This window comes from Agrobacterium tumefaciens (assembly GCF_031801495.1).
GTDB classification, from domain to species: domain Bacteria; phylum Pseudomonadota; class Alphaproteobacteria; order Rhizobiales; family Rhizobiaceae; genus Agrobacterium; species Agrobacterium tumefaciens_K.
In genome coordinates this window covers 1,784,079-1,800,875 of record NZ_JAOEGC010000001.1, presented here as the reverse complement: position 1 = coordinate 1,800,875, position 16,797 = coordinate 1,784,079, and the positions used below count along the sequence as shown (strand labels likewise).

General features: G+C 60.8%; 12 protein-coding genes and 1 pseudogene. 9 read left to right on the top strand and 4 right to left on the bottom strand.

What is annotated here, in order from left to right; genetic code table 11:
* Nucleotides 1-165 precede the first annotated feature (165 nt).
* The 6 genes from N7578_RS08375 (at nt 166) to N7578_RS08350 (ending at nt 6,233) form a co-directional block, all read left to right on the top strand.
* A complete protein-coding gene (locus tag N7578_RS08375) occupies nt 166-1,005 on the top strand; it encodes a transporter substrate-binding domain-containing protein (protein WP_311109812.1) in 840 nt (279 codons plus the stop codon).
* A 196-nt stretch (nt 1,006-1,201) separates the two neighbouring features.
* On the top strand, nt 1,202-1,945 hold the full coding sequence (locus N7578_RS08370) for an amino acid ABC transporter permease (protein WP_311109811.1): 744 nt from the start codon (nt 1,202-1,204) through the stop codon (nt 1,943-1,945).
* The gene (locus N7578_RS08365; protein ID WP_311109810.1) at nt 1,942-2,724 is read left to right on the top strand and encodes an amino acid ABC transporter permease; all 783 of its coding nucleotides are present in this window, start codon (nt 1,942-1,944) and stop codon (nt 2,722-2,724) included. Before N7578_RS08370 ends, N7578_RS08365 begins: the two co-directional genes overlap by 4 nt.
* 12 nt (nt 2,725-2,736) lie before the next feature.
* Nucleotides 2,737-3,552 (top strand): amino acid ABC transporter ATP-binding protein, encoded by an 816-nt coding sequence (locus N7578_RS08360; protein ID WP_311109809.1) that lies wholly within the window; start codon nt 2,737-2,739, stop codon nt 3,550-3,552.
* A gap of 4 nt (nt 3,553-3,556) precedes the next feature.
* Nucleotides 3,557-4,912 (top strand): MmgE/PrpD family protein, encoded by a 1,356-nt coding sequence (locus tag N7578_RS08355; RefSeq protein WP_311109808.1) that lies wholly within the window; start codon nt 3,557-3,559, stop codon nt 4,910-4,912.
* Between the two features lie 4 nt (nt 4,913-4,916).
* Nucleotides 4,917-6,233, top strand: coding sequence for an LLM class flavin-dependent oxidoreductase (locus N7578_RS08350; protein WP_311109807.1), 1,317 nt, complete (start codon nt 4,917-4,919; stop codon nt 6,231-6,233).
* A 175-nt stretch (nt 6,234-6,408) separates the two neighbouring features.
* Here N7578_RS08350 and N7578_RS08345 read toward each other — a convergent pair.
* Both N7578_RS08345 and N7578_RS08340 read right to left on the bottom strand, forming a co-directional pair.
* Nucleotides 6,409-8,481, bottom strand: a pseudogene (locus N7578_RS08345) (ATP-binding protein).
* A gap of 198 nt (nt 8,482-8,679) precedes the next feature.
* A complete protein-coding gene (locus tag N7578_RS08340) occupies nt 8,680-10,014 on the bottom strand; it encodes a solute carrier family 23 protein (RefSeq protein ID WP_311109806.1) in 1,335 nt (444 codons plus the stop codon).
* A 387-nt stretch (nt 10,015-10,401) separates the two neighbouring features.
* Here N7578_RS08340 and N7578_RS08335 point away from each other — a divergent pair, with 387 nt between their 5' ends.
* Entirely contained in the window at nt 10,402-10,632 is a 231-nt protein-coding gene (locus N7578_RS08335; protein WP_311109805.1) for a hypothetical protein, read from the top strand.
* Between the two features lie 122 nt (nt 10,633-10,754).
* A complete protein-coding gene (locus N7578_RS08330) occupies nt 10,755-12,785 on the top strand; it encodes a hypothetical protein (protein ID WP_311109804.1) in 2,031 nt (676 codons plus the stop codon).
* 107 nt (nt 12,786-12,892) lie between these two features.
* On the opposite strand, the gene N7578_RS08325 is transcribed toward N7578_RS08330, so the two are convergent.
* Nucleotides 12,893-14,620: a PAS domain-containing methyl-accepting chemotaxis protein gene (locus tag N7578_RS08325; RefSeq protein ID WP_311109803.1), complete on the bottom strand. Its 1,728-nt coding sequence runs from the start codon at nt 14,618-14,620 to the stop codon at nt 12,893-12,895.
* 234 nt (nt 14,621-14,854) lie between these two features.
* Between N7578_RS08325 and N7578_RS08320 the strand changes: the two genes are divergently transcribed.
* Entirely contained in the window at nt 14,855-16,108 is a 1,254-nt protein-coding gene (locus N7578_RS08320; protein WP_311109802.1) for an FAD-binding oxidoreductase, read from the top strand.
* A 111-nt stretch (nt 16,109-16,219) separates the two neighbouring features.
* Here N7578_RS08320 and N7578_RS08315 read toward each other — a convergent pair whose 3' ends face one another.
* Nucleotides 16,220-16,753, bottom strand: coding sequence for a hypothetical protein (locus N7578_RS08315; protein WP_311109801.1), 534 nt, complete (start codon nt 16,751-16,753; stop codon nt 16,220-16,222).
* Nucleotides 16,754-16,797 lie beyond the last annotated feature (44 nt).

Genomic DNA, 16,797 nt, shown 5'->3' with positions numbered 1-16,797 from the left:
ACACAGCAGAACAAGATTCTACATTTTTTAAAAATTAGGATATTTTTTCCACCTGCAAAATTTATTGGAACGCAATTTTATCCTCGAGATTTTTGACGCAATACCAATTCTCGCCCTGGCCGGGCCTGTCATGTAGTTTCCACCCATACTCAAGAGGAAATACCGATGGCCTTTACCTTCTCCAAACTCGCCGCAAAACTCGTTGCCGGAAGCGTCCTTGTCGCCTCAATGGCCACCGTCGCCCATGCCGATGCAACGCTCGACCGGATCAAGGGTCGCGGCAAGCTGACCGTTGGCGTCATCCTCTCCGGCGCGCCCTTCGGCTTCATCGATCCGAAAACGCAGGAGCAGAAGGGTCTCAACATCGATGTTGCCAAGGCGCTTGCCGCTGGTCTCGGTGTCGAACTGGTGACGGAAACCGTCACGCCGCCGAACCGCGTGCAGTTCCTGCAGCAGGGCAAGGTCGATATCCTCATCGCCAACATGCAGTATACGGAAGAGCGGGCAAAGACGCTCGGCTACGTACCGACCCCGTATGACCGCCAGGGCGGTGCCGCGATCGGTCGCAAGGACTCGGGCATCAAGGACTGGGCGGACCTGAAGGGCAAGATCGCCTGCGTTTCACAGGGTTCCAACTACACGCAGCCGCTGATCGAAGAGTACGGCGCAGAGGTCAAGGCGCTTCCGAGCCAACCGGAATCGCTTCTGGCGCTTAAAGGCGGCAACTGCGACGTCTCCGTTCACGTCAACGGCACGCTCAGCCTGATGCTTCAGGACCGCGCCGACGAATGGAAAGATTATGGCATCCTGATCCCGACCGACCTCATCCCGTCCGACAGCGTGATCTGGCTGCGCAAGGGCGAAGACGATACGCAGGCTGCGCTCGACAAGATCGTCAAGGAGCTGCACGCTTCCGGCAAGATGATCGAGTTCGCCAAGGCCAACCGCCTGCCGAGCATCGGTTACATGGAAGAGCAGAAGAAGAAGCTTTCGGCCGCACAATAAGCGGTTCCCCTTGGCCCGCCATGCTCGGGTTTGATCCGAACATACAAAGGGATTGGCTTCATGGCTCCTCGCCTCACGGGCGAGGATGACATCCCGGAGGCGGAACGATTCGTCATCACCATAACGAACGGCGGGTTTCCCCGGCCGTTCGTTTATGCTTTGTAGCGGCAACCGCGACAACACCATTGGATTTGCGATGCAGGACGCCTTTATTGCGCGCTTCATAGAACTGGCGGCCAAAATCGGCCTCAACTACGACTTTCTGAACAGCGGCTACGAGGTTCAGATCTGGCTCAGCGGCATGAAGATGACGCTGATCCTTGTCGCCGTCACGCTGCCGCTCAGCCTCGTTTTCGGCTTCATCTTTGCCGCGATGCTGACCTCCGGCAAGCCGTGGCTGGCGGCTCCGGTGCGCGCCTATGTGGAACTGACGCGCAACACGCCGACGCTGGTGCAGCTGATGTGCGGCTTCCTTGTGCTCAACATGCTCATCTCGAACGCGCTCGGCGGCGCGCAGAACAACCCGCTGACGCCGTTCTTCTGGGTGGTCGCCGTCACCGGCCTTCACATCGCCGCCTTCCATGCCGAAGCGCTGCGTGGAGGCATCGAAGCCGTTCCGGCGACCACGATCGAGGCGGCACGCGCCATCGGCTTCAGTTCGCTGGAAGTGCTGCGCTACGTGGAGTTTCCGCTGGCGATCCGCACCGCCCTGCCGTCGATCATCAACAACCTCGTCAATCTTGTGAAGCTCACCACCGTCGGTTCGGCCATAGCCGTCGGCGAGATCACCTATGCATCGATCCTCATCTGGACGCAGCGCGACAACGTGGTGGAGCTGATGCTCGTGATCCTGATCTTCTTCAGCGTCATCAATCTGATCGTCGCGAGAGCCGGTGCTTGGCTTGAACGACGCCTTGCAGTTCCGGGGTTCGGCCAATGAGCGCGGTGGTTTCTCAAACGCAGGCGGCGAAAAAACTGCCTTTCGGAACGCTCCTCGTCTGCGGCGTGTTCATCGCCGTCATCCTGTGGCTGCTCTTCGACCCATCGCTCGGGCAGGTGCTGCTGCAATGGCTGCCATATCTCGCCAGCGGCTTCATGATGAATGTGCTCATCAGCATTCTGGCGATCACCATCGGCACTTTCATCGGCGTCATCCTCGGCATCATGGAGCTTGCGCCTTACAAAGTCGTGCGCGCACCGGCGCTGACCTATGTGCAGATTTTCCGCAACGCCCCTCATCTGGTGCTGATCTTTGCGGCCACCTACATCTTCCCGTTCGAGCTGGTCATTTTCGGCAACTACATCCCCTTCCCGGACTGGATCAAGGCCGTCGTCGGGCTTGCCATTCCCGCTAGCGCCCACATCGCCGAAATCACCCGCGGCGCCATCCAGTCCATACCGACTGCGCAGTGGGAAGCGTCACAGGGTCTTGGCTTTTCCCGCAACCAGACGCTTCGCTGGATCATCCTGCCGCAATGTGTGAAGCGCTCGCTGCCGCCGTGGATGAACCTCTATGCCTCGATCACGATGGGTACGGCGCTTGCCTCGCTTGTCGGCGTGCATGAGCTTCTGCATGCCGCGACAGACGCCAGTACTGCCGTGCAGCGCAACGATTTTACCGTGGTCGTCTATCTCACCGTCCTGATGGCGTTCTTCCTGTTCTGCTATCCGGTGTCCCGTTTCACGCAGCGCCTCGAGCGGCGCTTCGCTTCCCGCTGATTGGAAATCGTCATGTCCGCAACTGCTCCCCAAACCGCTGAAAAAGCCCCCGACACCCAGGCATTGGTCGAACTGGAAGGCGTGCATCTCGCCTTCGGCGACAATCAGGTGCTGAAGGGCATCAACCTTTCGGTGAACAAGGGCGATGCCGTGTCCATCATCGGGCCGTCCGGCTCCGGCAAGTCCACCATCCTGCGCTGCATCAACGGCCTGCTCATCCCGCAGTCGGGTAAGATCAGCGTCGGCGGCACCCGCGTCGATCTGTTGAAAACGGAAGCCGAGCGCATCGCGCTGCGCAAGCGCATCGGCATAGTCTTCCAGCAGTTCAACCTTTTCCCGCACCTGACGGTGATGGAAAACATCACCATCGCTCCGATCAAGATCATGGGCGTCTCGAAGGCCGATGCCGAGCGTCACGCACGTGAACTTCTGGACAAGGTGCGCCTGTCGCAGAAGGTGGATGCCTATCCCGGCCAGCTTTCCGGCGGCCAGCAGCAGCGCGTGGCCATTGCCCGCGCGCTCGCCATGCGCCCGGAACTGGTGCTCTTCGATGAGGTCACCTCCGCGCTCGATCCGGAAACCGTAGGCGAAGTGCTCGCTGTCATCCGCGATCTCGTCAACGACGGCATGACCAGCATTCTTGTCACCCACGAAATGCGCTTTGCCGAGGAAATCAGCGACAATATCGTCTTCACCGAAAACGGCCTGATCGTCGATCAGGGCACACCGGAGCATATCTTCTACAAATCGACCAACCCGCGCATCAACGCCTTCGTCAAAGGGCTTGGCGGGCAGATTGCAAGGGTCAGCGACGGCGAAGGAATCTGACGCCATGGCCGTTCCCGAAAAGCTCACGCGTCATCTGGCAGAGGCCATCGTCGCCTCCGATCCGCTTGCCGATGCACAGGCGGTCACGATTGCCCGTACGGCGCTGATCGATCTCTTCGCCTGCGTTCTGGGTGGTGCTTCCGATAGAAGCACGCAGGTCCTGATGGACACCTTCACACCCGGCACCTCCGGCACGGCCGCCATCATCGGCCGCGAACTGCGCACCGATGCTTTCACCGCCGCTCTCATCAACGGCCATTCCGGCCATGTGCTGGATTACGACGACGTGCATGGCAGCGTGCGCGGCCACCCGACGGTCGCCATCATCCCGGCGCTGCTGGCTGTCGCGGTAGAGGAAAAGGCCACGGCGCAAGCCTTTATCGCCGCTTATATCGTCGGGCTGGAAACCATGGCGCGGCTCGGGCTTTCGCTCGGCACGAAGCATTACGAAAATGGCTTCCACGCCACCGCAACGCTCGGCACCATCGGCACGGCAGCGGCCATCGCCCATCTTTTGAAATTCGACGCTGACATCACGGCAGTCGCACTTGGCCTTGCCGCAACGCAGTCCGCCGGGCTTCGCCTGCAATTCGGATATGATGCCAAGCCGCTTCACGCGGGGCTCGCCAGCCGAGCGGGCCTCACCGCAGCGCGGCTCGCAAAAGCCGGTTTTCAGGGGGCACCGGATTTTCTGGAAAATGCCATCGGCTTTTATTCCGCCTTCGCCTTTGGCGCTGAACAGCCCGAGCGCGTGCTGGAAGGCTGGGGCGCGCCATGGCAGATCGTCACGCCGGGCCTGACATTGAAGGCGTTCCCATGCTGCACGGCAAGCCATCCGGTTGCCGTCGGCGCGCTCGCCTTGCGCAATGAGAACGGCCTGACGGCGGATGATATCGCCTCCGTCACCATCACCTTCCCGCCCGGCGGCGATGCCGCCCTGATCGGCTCGGCAACGCCCGCCACAGGCATCGACGCCCGCTTCAGCGCGGAGTATGTCTTTGCAGCTGCACTGATCGATGGCGCGCTGCTGATCGGCCATTTCGATGAGCGCCCGGTGCGCGCCGATCTCCTTGCATTGTCCGTCAAGGTCACACGCACGCATGACGAAACCGCCCGCCGCCTTTCGCCCGATCCGACCACCCGCTTCGTTGTGATCGACGTGACGAAAACGGACGGTACAAAGCTTTCCCGCCGCATCGACGGTCTGCCGAGCATTTCGGACCCGACGGACAAGTTCATCGATGCGACCGGCGGCAATGAGAAATTCGCAGGCATTCCCGCGCTGGTGCGTTCCATGACGACCGCGGCGGATCTGGAGAAGCTCGAAGCGCTTCTCGTCCAGACAACACAATCGAAATGAAGGCATGATCCCCATGACCACGACCCGTAAAAGACAGATGCATCTCGGCCTTTTCCTGCAGGGGGCCGGCCACCACGTTTCCGGCTGGCGCCACCCTGACGCCGAAGCTGGTAGCGAGAACCTGGACCTCCTGACCCGCGTCACGAAGATGGCCGAAGCGGCGAAGTTCGACATGGTGTTCCTGGCAGACGGTTTGACGAGCGGCGTGGATGCACACCCCTCGATGATCGCCCGGTTCGAGCCGCTGACACTGCTTTCGGCGCTTGCCATGGTCACCGAAAAGATCGGCCTTGCCGCCACCGCATCCACCACCTACGGCGAGCCCTATCACCTCGCCCGCGCCTTCGCCTCCGTCGACCATCTCAGCCACGGACGCGCCGCCTGGAACATCGTCACCACGTCCTACGCCCGCACGGCGGCCAACTTCACCAAGGGCCACCCGGAGCATGACGAGCGTTACGCCGTCGCTGAAGAGTTCGTGAATGTCGTGCGCGGCCTGTGGGACAGCTGGGATGACGACGCCTTCATCAAGGACAAGGAAAGCGGCCGGTACGTCGATCCGGACAAGGTGCATGTCCTCAACCACGAGGGCAAATACTTCACGGTCAAAGGCCCGCTTAACATTCCGCGCACGCCGCAGGGCCACCCGGTTCTCATTCAGGCGGGTTCCTCCGGTCCAGGGCAGGATCTCGCCGCCCGCACCGCCGATATCGTCTTCACCGCCCAGCAGGCGATTTCCGAAGCGCAGGCGTTCTACACCAGCCTGAAAGGCCGCGTCGAAAAGTTCGGCCGGGATCCGGCAAGCGTTGCCGTCATGCCCGGCTTCATGCCGGTCATCGGCAAAAGCTTCGAGGAAGCGAGCGAAAAGCTCAAGGAACTGAACCGCTGGACGGATATCAAGAGCGCCATGCCGCTGCTCGAGGAGCGTATCGGCCACAGCCTTGCCGACTACGATCTGGACGGCCCGCTGCCGGACCTGCCGCTTTCCGACCAGCTGCGCAGCCGCGCCGAGCTTCTGACCGAACTTGCCCGTCGCGAAAAGCTGACGATCCGGGAACTGGCGCTGCGCGTCGCTGCAGGTCGCGGCCACCATATCGTCATGGGTACGGCAAACGATGTCGCCAACCGCATGCAGGAATGGTTCGAAAACGGTGCGGCAGACGGCTTCAACGTCATGCCTCCCTTCTTTCCCGCCGGTCTGGAAGAGTTCAACAGCCAGGTCGTTCCGCTGTTGCAGGAACGCGGCCTGTTCCGCACGGAATACGAAGGCACGACGCTTCGCGACCACCTCGGCATTTCCCGCCCGACGCTAAAGGCGTAAGCAGTATTCGATCAATCGCCGGCCGCGGATATCGCGGCCGGACGACTTTTTATCAACCATATGTTTCAATGGCATACGGCTAATTCTTAAAACGATTTCACGCTTGCAGGCGTCTTCTCGCCATCGATCCAGAACGCCGTCAAATCGCCCCGGCGGAGTGTCACCCGAGGCGGCATCAGTCTTCCAGCATGGACTGGATGCGGCGGCCAAGAACAGCCATGTCGAAAGGCTTCGTCAGCACCTGCATGCCCTGTCCCAGCTTGTCGGGTGCCAGGGCAGCAGTTTCGGCATAACCCGTAATGAACATGACTTTCAGTCCGGGCCGCAGTTCCCGCGCCGCATCTGCAACCTGACGGCCGTTCATGCCGTTCGGCAACCCGACATCGGTGATCAACAGGTCAATCGGCGTGCCGGATCTGAGAGCTTCCAGTGCCTGCGGTCCGTCGCTGGCCTCCAATGTTTCAAGGCCCAGATCTTCCACGGCATCGACGACCAGCATCCTGACAAGCGGTTCATCGTCAACGACAAGCACCCGTTTCTGCGTCGCCATCAAAGGCATGAACTCCGGTTCGGACCTCGTCTCGTTTTCTTCCCGCTCATCATGCCTCGGAAGGAGCAGGCTGACCATTGTTCCGGCGCCAGACTTCGATTCGATCTTCACCTGCCCGCCGGACTGGCGCGTGAAACCTTAGATCATCGAGAGGCCAAGGCCGGTGCCGACACCGATGGGCTTCGTCGTGAAAAACGGATCGAAAGCCTTCTCCAGCACATCGGGCGTCATGCCGATACCCGTGTCTGAAACCCGCATCACCACATAGTCGCCGGGAGCCAGACTATAGTTGCGGGCGTCTGCCTCACCTAGTTGCCGGTTGTGTGTTTCTATCGTGATACGGCCACCGTCCGGCATCGCGTCGCGGGCATTGAGGCACAGGTTCAAAAGGGCGTTCTCAAGCTGATTCGGGTCCACCAGCGTTGGCCAGAGTTCCTTGCCGACCCTGGTCTCCACGGAAATCTGCGGGCCGACGGTACGCTGCACAAGCTCGTGCATGCCGGCCACCAGCCGGTCCACATTCGTCGGCTTGGGGTCGAGGGTCTGCCGCCGCGAAAAGGCCAACAGGCGGTGGGTCAGCGCAGCCGCACGTTTCACCGCCCCTTGCGCGCCCTCCAGATAACGATCCAGCTCGCCGATGCGGCCCTGCTGCAGCCGTGTTTTTATCATGTCGAGCGAGCCGGAAACGCCCGCAAGCAGGTTGTTGAAGTCATGTGCTAGGCCACCTGTGAGCTGTCCCACGGCCTCCATCTTCTGGGACTGCCGGAGGGCCTCCTCCTTAGCCATGAGTTCGGCCGTCTGCTGCGCCACCCGCACCTCAAGTGTCTCGTTCAGCTCCCTAAGCATGGACGTCACCCGATCACGCTCGGCTTCGACAGCCCGCCGCCCCTCGATGTCGATCAGCACGCCCGGAAAGCTCACCGGCGTTCCGTCGGCATCGAGATCAACGCGTCCGTTCGCCTCCAGCCAGTAATATTTCCCGTCACATCGCTTCGTCCGGTACTGGTGCACAAAAGGGCCACCCGTCTTCAGCGCCTGTTCGATGACGGCAGCCAGTTGCGCCTGATCATCGGGATGCACCGTCTCGATGATCAGCGCCAGCGTCAAACCGTTTCGGCCGAGGGCCGGATCGAGCCCGAACGCGCCTGCGAACGCTTCGTCTATGGTGAAGCGGTCATTCGGCAGGTCCCAGAACCATGTTCCGATGATGGCGCCTGCGGAAAGTGCAAGTTGAACACGCTGGCCGTTTTCACGCGCAACAGCCTCGCTTTCACGAAGGGCCGCTTCAGCCCGCTTGCGTCTGGTGATGTCGCGAAACAGCACAGCGACCTGATTGAGGCTCGGCGGTTCGATCCTTGATGCAGACACCTCGATATGACGGCCAGCGTCCTTGAACTCCCGTTCGAAATAAATGGATTGTCCCGTGGAAAGCACTTTTCCGTAGAGATCGACCCATTCCTTCGCCTCGCTCGCGGCGATCTCGTAGACCGACTTTCCAACGATGTCGGGTATGCCCGTATGCCGCTCATAGCCGCTGTTGGCCTCGACATGCACGTAGTCGCTCAATGCCCCCAACGGGCCGTCCTGGAATTCTATGATGCAGAACCCGTCATCGATGGCCTCGAACAATGCGCAGTAACGCGCTTCGCTCTGACTGGCCGATCCGCTCGCTGCGATAGATAGGTCTGTTTGGGTCACGTATGGCTCGGAACATTCGAGGACACGGTTGTCGGATGGCCGGCGACCATCCCCGGTTTAGTCGCTTGGCGTCGCAAAACGAACCGCAGGGAGATTTGTTCCAATTCGAGATTGTTTGTTTGCGTACAGGGCTTTGGAAGCCGCACTCTCCGCCAGATTTCGGCAGGAAAGCGCGGCTTCCATCAGTGAGGCCATCAATCAGGCGATGCGGTCGTTGCTGTCGCGCTTACCGTTGAGGCCGAGAGCGTGGTAGAGCAGGATCGCGCCGATCGTCGCCGTGCCGATACCGTCTAGCGTGAAGCCCGCGACGTCCAGCTTGAAATTGCCTGCACCCAGAACCAGCGCCACCCCCACGGTGATGAGGTTGCGCGGCTCTGCGAAATCGACCTTATTCTCCACCCAGATCCGGCCAGCCGTTGCAGCGATGAGGCCGAAGACGACGATGGAAAGACCACCGAGAACCGGACCCGGAATGGTCTGGATCAGCGCTCCGAACTTCGGCGAGAAGCCGAGCAGGATGGCGACGGCCGCAGCGACAAGGAAGACAATCGTCGAGAAGATGCGGGTCACCGCCATCACGCCCATGTTTTCCGCGTAGGTCGTCATGCCTGTGGCCCCGAAAGCGCCAGACACCATCGTCGCAACGCCGTCACCGATGAAGGCGCGGCCGAGATAGGGGTCGAGATTGCGGCCGGTCATCGCGCCAATCGCCTTGATGTGTCCGAGGTTTTCGGCAACGAGAATGATGACCACCGGCGCGATCAGCGTGATGGCCGACGCGGTGAAGACGGGTGCGGTGAACTTCGGAAGGCCGAACCACTGGGCGGCCGCAACGCCGGAGAAATCGACCGCTGCGCCATATCCCATGCCGTTGGCGAAGATCAGATAGGCGATGTAACCGATGGCGCCGCCGATCAGGATCGGCAGGCGGCGCGCCATGCCGGGCGCGTAGACCGCGACCAGCCCCACGGCCGCGAAGGTCGTGATGCCAATCCAGCGTGAGAACTGGTCGCCGTTCGGGCTTGCCGGACCGACGCCGGATGCGCTCGAAATCGCAATCGGCGCGAGCACGAGGCCGATGGCCGCGACAATCGCGCCCGTCAGCACCGGCGGCATCAGCCGTTCAATCCAGCGATGACCGGCCATCATGACGATGACACCAATGAGCGCATAGAGGGCACCGGCAGCAATGATGCCCCCCAGCGCAACGGCAATGTTGGGGTTTGCCACCCCGGCAGCGGCACCGGTCGCCACGAGCACGGGTCCGATGAAGCCGAAGGACGAACCGAGATAGCTCGGCACACGCCCACCGACAGCGATGAAGAAGATCAGCGTCGCGATGCCGGAAAACAGGATCGAGACGTTCGGGTCGAAGCCCATCAGGATCGGCGCAAGAACGGTCGAACCGAACATCGCCACCACATGCTGCAGGCCGAGCACGACGGTCTGCCCCGCTGGCAGCCGCTCATCGGGCAAGATGCGCCCTTCCGTTTTCAGTTTCCAACGCGGAAAATAGCCGCCCGTCTCGCTCATGGTCTTCCCCCTGATGTTCGGCCCGCCCGGCAACCTTCAATGGCGAGGTCTGAAGCGGAATATTGCAACTTTCGGCCGTCCCGGCGCGCACCATCGCTCCCCCTTGCGCGCAAGGCCTTGAGGTTCAGATCGTCCGATACGGTTTGCCAGAGCCTGCGATACGCCAATCGGCAGTCAATGTCATCGGGCGGAAACGTTTATCCCACATCGATGATACGCCGGCCTGTACAACTCGTATCGACCGTTCGTTGGCCTTCGTCGCGCAAAGGTGTCACGACAGATCGGCTGCCGCTACGGTGCGTAACTGTTGACGGGCGTCCGCTTGCATTATGCCAACGCGAAAATCTGTGCTATCCGGCCGCTTTCGACAGTAAGAGGATAGGCGCCGTGAGCGAACAGACTGTAGCCGAGGCAATAGAGAAGATTTACGCATCGATCCGATCGGACAACGAGGGCATCGATGAACATATCGCAGCACTCAAGCTCGCAATGGCCCGTGAAGGTGTCAAGGAAGCCGTCTTCGACCCGGCCAGGCTCGCGCACGGCAACCGTCAGGGACGCAAGCTGATGCAGGCCTATTTCCGCCAGCGCGGCGTGAGCGTGAAGTTCTCGGCCTGATTCTGCCGCTGCGCCGCTCGCCCGGAGCACCCAGGTCGGAATTTTCGTACCGGCTTGCGCAGCAACCTGAGCGTGCCTAAAAGTCGCACAGTTTCAATTCGTATTGTTAAGAGGGTAGCTTCGTGGAACAGATCGGCAATCCAACCGGCAAGGGCCGGCGTAAGGCACTGTGGGCGGCGGTCGCTGTCATCGCGGTTGTCGCCGCTGGTGTCGTCGGCATCAAGAGCGTTTACGAAGCCAAGGTCAACGAACTCGTTGCCCGCAGCGGCGGCACGGCGGATTCCATCGATGTTGATTTCCTCGGGCGAATTCATCTGCGCAATCTGACGTTGCCGCTGGCCAATGGCACGACTGTGCGTATTGCGGCGGTCGACGGGCGGCCGAAGGTTCCCTTTCTGGAAAGCGCCATCGAGGCAAGCGACGTCGATATCGCGATGCCGACTGGCACTGTATCGATGCCCACTGTCCGTATTGAAGAAGCGAGTGTCGATCGCGACCTCCTGAACGCGGTCGTGGACTCTAAGGATGCCGTGTCTGTATCGAAGCAGGTTCAGAGCTTTGCTGCAAAGCGCATCTCCGTACCGGAGGTGAACACCACCCAGTCGTTTGCCAATATCAGCCAGAAGACGGTCTACAAGGATGTCGCCCTCACAGATATAGCCAACGGCAAGATCGCACACTATTCGGCCGGAAACGGCAATTACGACATTACCCTCGACGTCCCGGATTCCGAGGGCGCGACGAAAAAGAAGCAGCTGGTCGTCTCCACCGGCGCCATAACCGGTCAGGATTTCGACGCGGCCTATCTGGCACGGCTCTACACCGAAAAAGCCGGCGCTGACGATAAGGACGCAAAGCCGCTTTACGGGCCGATGTCGGTCCGTGCGATCACCGTCTCGGATGGTGACAGTCACTTCAGTTACGACGAAGCGCGCAGCGACGGTGTCAGCATGCGGATGCCCGCCGAGCCGCTTATGGAAACGCTTGAGGCATTGACCGCAACGACAGACCTCAATGAGCTTTCCCCGCAGGAACGGCAGGCATTCATTGCCAAAGCCTTGTCCATTTTCGACATGATGGGCAAGATGGACGTGCAGCTGCTCGGCTTCAAGGCCGATGCCACGATCACGGAAGGTGAGGCTGCCGGCGAGCGGATGGCCATGTCCGTGGAGCGCATGGCAATCCAGCTGGACAACAGCAAGGTCAGCCTCAGCCAGCATGGCATGTCGATAAAGATCGGCGAAGACACAATCGAAGTTGCAGAAGCAAGTATCGATGGCTTCGACTGGAGCTCCACGTTCAAGGGGCTTCATACACTTGCCGGACTTGACGAGCAGCAGATCGAAACCTTTCCTTTCGGCCAGCTGATGCCCGAGTTCGGCACCATCCGTCTTGCAGGCCTCAATGTCGATGTCGCCGCTTCGAAAGACGAGGATGCCGAAGGGCAGGACGATGCTGCGGCAAGCGTTCCCGAACGCGTCAAGTTCGCGCTCAAGAATTACGAGATGGCGCTGACGAAACCGTATAACGGCATCCCGACAGATATTCAGATCCGGCAGGAGGATCTGGTCCTTCCTATCCCTGAAAACTCCACGGATGAAACTCTCGTCCAGATGCGCAAGCTGGGCATGGACGTTCTGACACTCTCCTACGGGCTTGCCGCCGGATGGGATGAGGCCAACAATAACCTGGTGATCCGGGAAATATCCTTCAACGGAAAGGATATCGGCAGCGTCGACTTCTCCGGTCTGGTCAGCGGTTTCACCGAGGAGTTTTTCTCGCTGGATACGGGCCGGATGCAGGCCGCGCTTTTTGGCCTTGCGGGCCGTGAAGTGAAGCTGACCATCAAGGATGAAGGGCTTATTTCCAAAGGCATCAAGCTTTATGCAGCCGAAAACGGCATGACGGAAGATCAGGTGCGGGGTGTGCTGACGATGGTGGCGACGGCGGGTCTACAGGAAATCGCCAGCACCCGGCCAAACCTTCAGAACGCCACCGAAGCGCTTTTGCGCTTTATCAGCTCGCCGGGCAGCCTCACCGTGACAGCGAAGGCCACCGGCCCCAATGGCCTCGGTCTGTTTGACTTCGTGGCCGCGTCACAGGATCCGATGCTTCTTCTCGACAAGGTCGAGATCGAGGCAACGGCGAACTGATCGGACACCGTCAATCCGTCACCGCAAGCCTTTGCAATAAATACAGCCGTCACCGACATTCGTTCGGGGACGGCTGCGTGGGCAACAAGCTGTCGCGTATCACCGTGTCACGCCGCGTTGCGCTCTGCGACCGTAGAGCCTCGGCCCGCATATTTGCTCGGAATGGACGAGCCGTCGCGCTGCGTGTTGCGGCGGTTGAGTTTGAACAGGCTGACGAGTTGTGACAGCGCCTCGGCACCCTGGGCCAGCGTGTTGCTGATGGCCGTCGTGCGGGCGCTCATGGCGGCGTTTTCCTGCGTCATGCGGTCGATCCGGCCCACTGCCTTGCCGATGTCGCCGATACCGACCGTCTGCTCTTCGGCCGCCTTCGCGATCTTGTCGACATTGCCGTCGATCTGGCGCACCAGCGCATCGATCTCCTTCAGCGCGTCACCGGTGGCTCCGACCAGTCTCACGCCTTCTAGAACTTCCGTACCCGAGTTGTTGATGAGCGACTTGATTTCCTTGGCGGCTGTTGCCGAACGCTGCGCGAGTTCGCGCACTTCCTGCGCCACCACGGCAAAACCCTTGCCAGCCTCGCCCGCGCGCGCTGCCTCGACACCCGCGTTGAGCGCCAGAAGGTTGGTCTGGAACGCAATCTCGTCGATCACGCCGATGATCTGGCTGATCTCGCGAGAGGCCGCCTCGATGCGCTGCATGGCGGTAACGGTCTGGCCGACGACCTCGGTGGAGGCCGCCGTCGAGGCACGTGCGCTTTGTACGAGCCTGCGGGTTTCCCGGGTGTTCTCGCTCGAAGCACGAACTGTAGCGGTAATTTCGCCAAGCGCTGCCGAGGTTTCCTCCAGTGCGGAGGCCTGCTCACGCGAACGTTCGGCCAGGTTTTCCGATGCCTCGCGCACGTCCTGGCTGCTCTTGCTGAGATCGCCGGTCTGGCTCAGAACGTTCACCAGCGTCTTCTGGAATTCGCCGATCGACTTGTTGAAGTCGCACCGCAGCCGTTCGAACTCACCGACGAACGGAGTATCGAGTGTGACGCGGATGTTGCATTCCGAAAGTCGCGCCAGCGCCCCGCCCAGCTCTTCCACGGCGTGCATGCGGTCCGTGACGTCGAGCGCGAATTTCACGACCTTAAAGACACGCCCGCGGTCATCGAAAATCGGATTGTAGGACGCCTGGATGAAGATGCGCCTGCCGCCCTTGGCAAGCCGCATGAACTGCCCGGTCGAAAACTTGCCGGTCCGCAGCTCCTCCCAGAACGAGTTGTATTCCGGTGAGCGGGCATAGTCCGGCTCACAGAACATCGCATGATGCTTGCCGACGATTTCGCCCACCTCGTAACCGAGTGCGGCAAGGAAATTTTCGTTCGCGCCCAGGATCGTTCCATCCGGCGTGAATTCTATCATGGCCTGCGCGCGCGACAGCGCCGCCAGCTTGCCCTCATCCTCGGCGCTCTTGCGCTTGATGGAGGTGATGTCGGTGGCGATCTTGACGACCTTGTAAGGCTTACCGAAACGGAATACCGGATTGTAGGACGCCTCGATCCAGATTTCATCTCCGCTCCTGGTGCGGCGGCAATATTGCCCCTGATCGTATTCGCCACGCGCAAGCTTTGCCCAGAATGCCTTGTAGGCCGGGGATTGAACCTCATCGGGCAGCACGAACATGCTGTGATGGCGGCCGAATATTTCCTCGCGCCGGTAACCAACTGCCTTGCAGAAATTCTCGTTGGCCGTGAGGATGTTGCCTTGCAGATCGAATTCGATGATCGCCTGCGAGCGACTCAGAGCGTCGAGCACGGAAGATGCATCCAGACCGAATTTGGAAAAGCGTGACATGATATGCGATCCCCAGCAATGACAGGCACCTGACGCGTGAACCGTGCCGTGGCGGGACACTATCCGGCGACCGTTAAATAGCCATTAAATATAACCGCCGGTCATGACGGGCGGACTCTTCGCTTATTTGTCACAGTGCTGATATTTCTGCCTTTGCAACACGATGTCAGCTTCCAAAGGGTAAGCATTCGTTGTTATGGCGCTCCTGAACGATATTATACTGCGGGAGCACCGATGGCCAAAACCCTCAAATGCGACGTGCTGGTGGTAGGCACCGGCATCATCGGTTCCATGTCGGCCCTGTACCTGCAGAGGGCCGGGCGACAGGTGGTGTTTCTGGAACGCGGCGAGATCGCCGGCGGCGCCAGTGCCGGTAATGCCGGCATTCTTGCCTTTCCGGAAATCATTCCCATCCCCGCTCCCGGCATCATGAAGAAGGCGCCGCGCTGGCTGATGGATCCGCTCGGCCCGCTCAGCGTTCCACCCGCCTATGCACACAGAATAGCACCGTGGCTGTGGAGATTCTGGCGCGCCAGCGCCGAACCGTCGTTCCGCCATGGCCTTCGTACGCTGCGTGAGATCAACCTGCTTGCCGCCACCGAAATGACGCAGGTTGCGGCGATGCCGGAACTGTCGCCCTTCATTTCGAAGACCGGAACGCTCGATCTCTACGACAGCGAGGCAAGCTTCAACGCCGCGTCGAAGGACTGGGACGAAAAGCATGAGGCGGGTTTCGCTTTCCAGCGCGTCGGGCGCGAGGAGATCGAAACGCTGCAGCCTGGTCTTGCTCCGCAATTCCGTCACGCCATGTTCTCGCCGGATGGCTTGCAGGTATCGGACCCGCGCGACTTCACCCGCGCCGTGTTCGATCTGGTCATCAGCCGCGGCGCCACATTACGCAAGGGTGAGGCGAAACGCATCGATGCGGTCGGCGAAAGCACCATCGTCACGCTCGACAACGGCGACAAGATCGATGCCGACAGGGTGGTCATCGCCGGGGGCGCATGGTCGAAGCCGCTTGCCACCGGACTCGGCAACATCGTGCCGCTGGAAACCGAGCGTGGCTACAACACCACCCTGCCCGCCGGCTCCTTCAATCTGACGCGCCAGCTTTATTTCAACGACCACGGTTTCGTCGTCACGCCGCTGTCTTCGGGCATCCGGGTTGGCGGCGCGGTGGAACTTGGCGGACTGGATCTGAAGCCGAACTTCAGGCGTTCGGAAGCCATGCTCAAAAAGGCTGGCCGCTTCCTGCCCGGCCTCAAGACCGAAGGCGGCAAGCAGTGGATGGGCTTCCGCCCCTCCCTGCCGGACTGTCTGCCCGTCATCGGCCCGTCACGGAACGCGGCCTCGGTCATCTACGCTTTCGGTCACGGCCATCTCGGACTGACACAATCGGCGGCAACCGCCCGCCTCGTGACGCAGATCGCCAACGGCGAGGAAACCTCGATCTCCGTCGACCCCTTCCGTCCCGGCCGTTTTTCCTGACCCTCGGGAAAACCGGCGCGAGCCATCGGGAAAGCAACATACATGACGTCATCCTCGGGCTTTACCCCAGGATGACAGCGCAGAACGATCCGCTGTGTTACGAAAGACCGATCACTCCACCGGCTGAACGGACCCTTCCGGAAACTGCACGGCCGCAAAGGCCGGGTATACCTTGCGCAGGATCGTCACCTGCTGCTGGTCGGTGACGCGCAGCAGATACCACTCGCCGCCATCGATCAGCGCCAGCGTATGGGACTTCGCCTCGATCTTCTGCCCGTCCGTTTCCATCAGTGTCCGGGTGGGGATCAGCGCATAGGGCGTTCCATCCGGCGTCTGCTCGAAACGCGCGGCGCCCATGTCCATGCCGAATTCGACGAGCTTGACGGAAGCAAGTGCCATCTGCATCTGCGTTTTCAGCGCGCTCCGCAGCGTCTCCACGGAGACACCTGCGCCGGATGCGATGGATTCCAGGATTTTCGGCGGCACGGTCTTTCCGACCGTATCGAAGTCATCGCCCTTCAGCGCGGCTTCGAACCGGGCGATCTGCCCGGTCAGGGTGGAGCGCTCCGCAGCGGAAAAGTCCCGCGCAGACGCCGCTTGAACGCACGCTGCAAGCAGGACAAGGAGAAACGCGACAATTCTCATGATCGACCCTCGCAAAACATCGCTTTACGCGCCCGTCGAGCCGG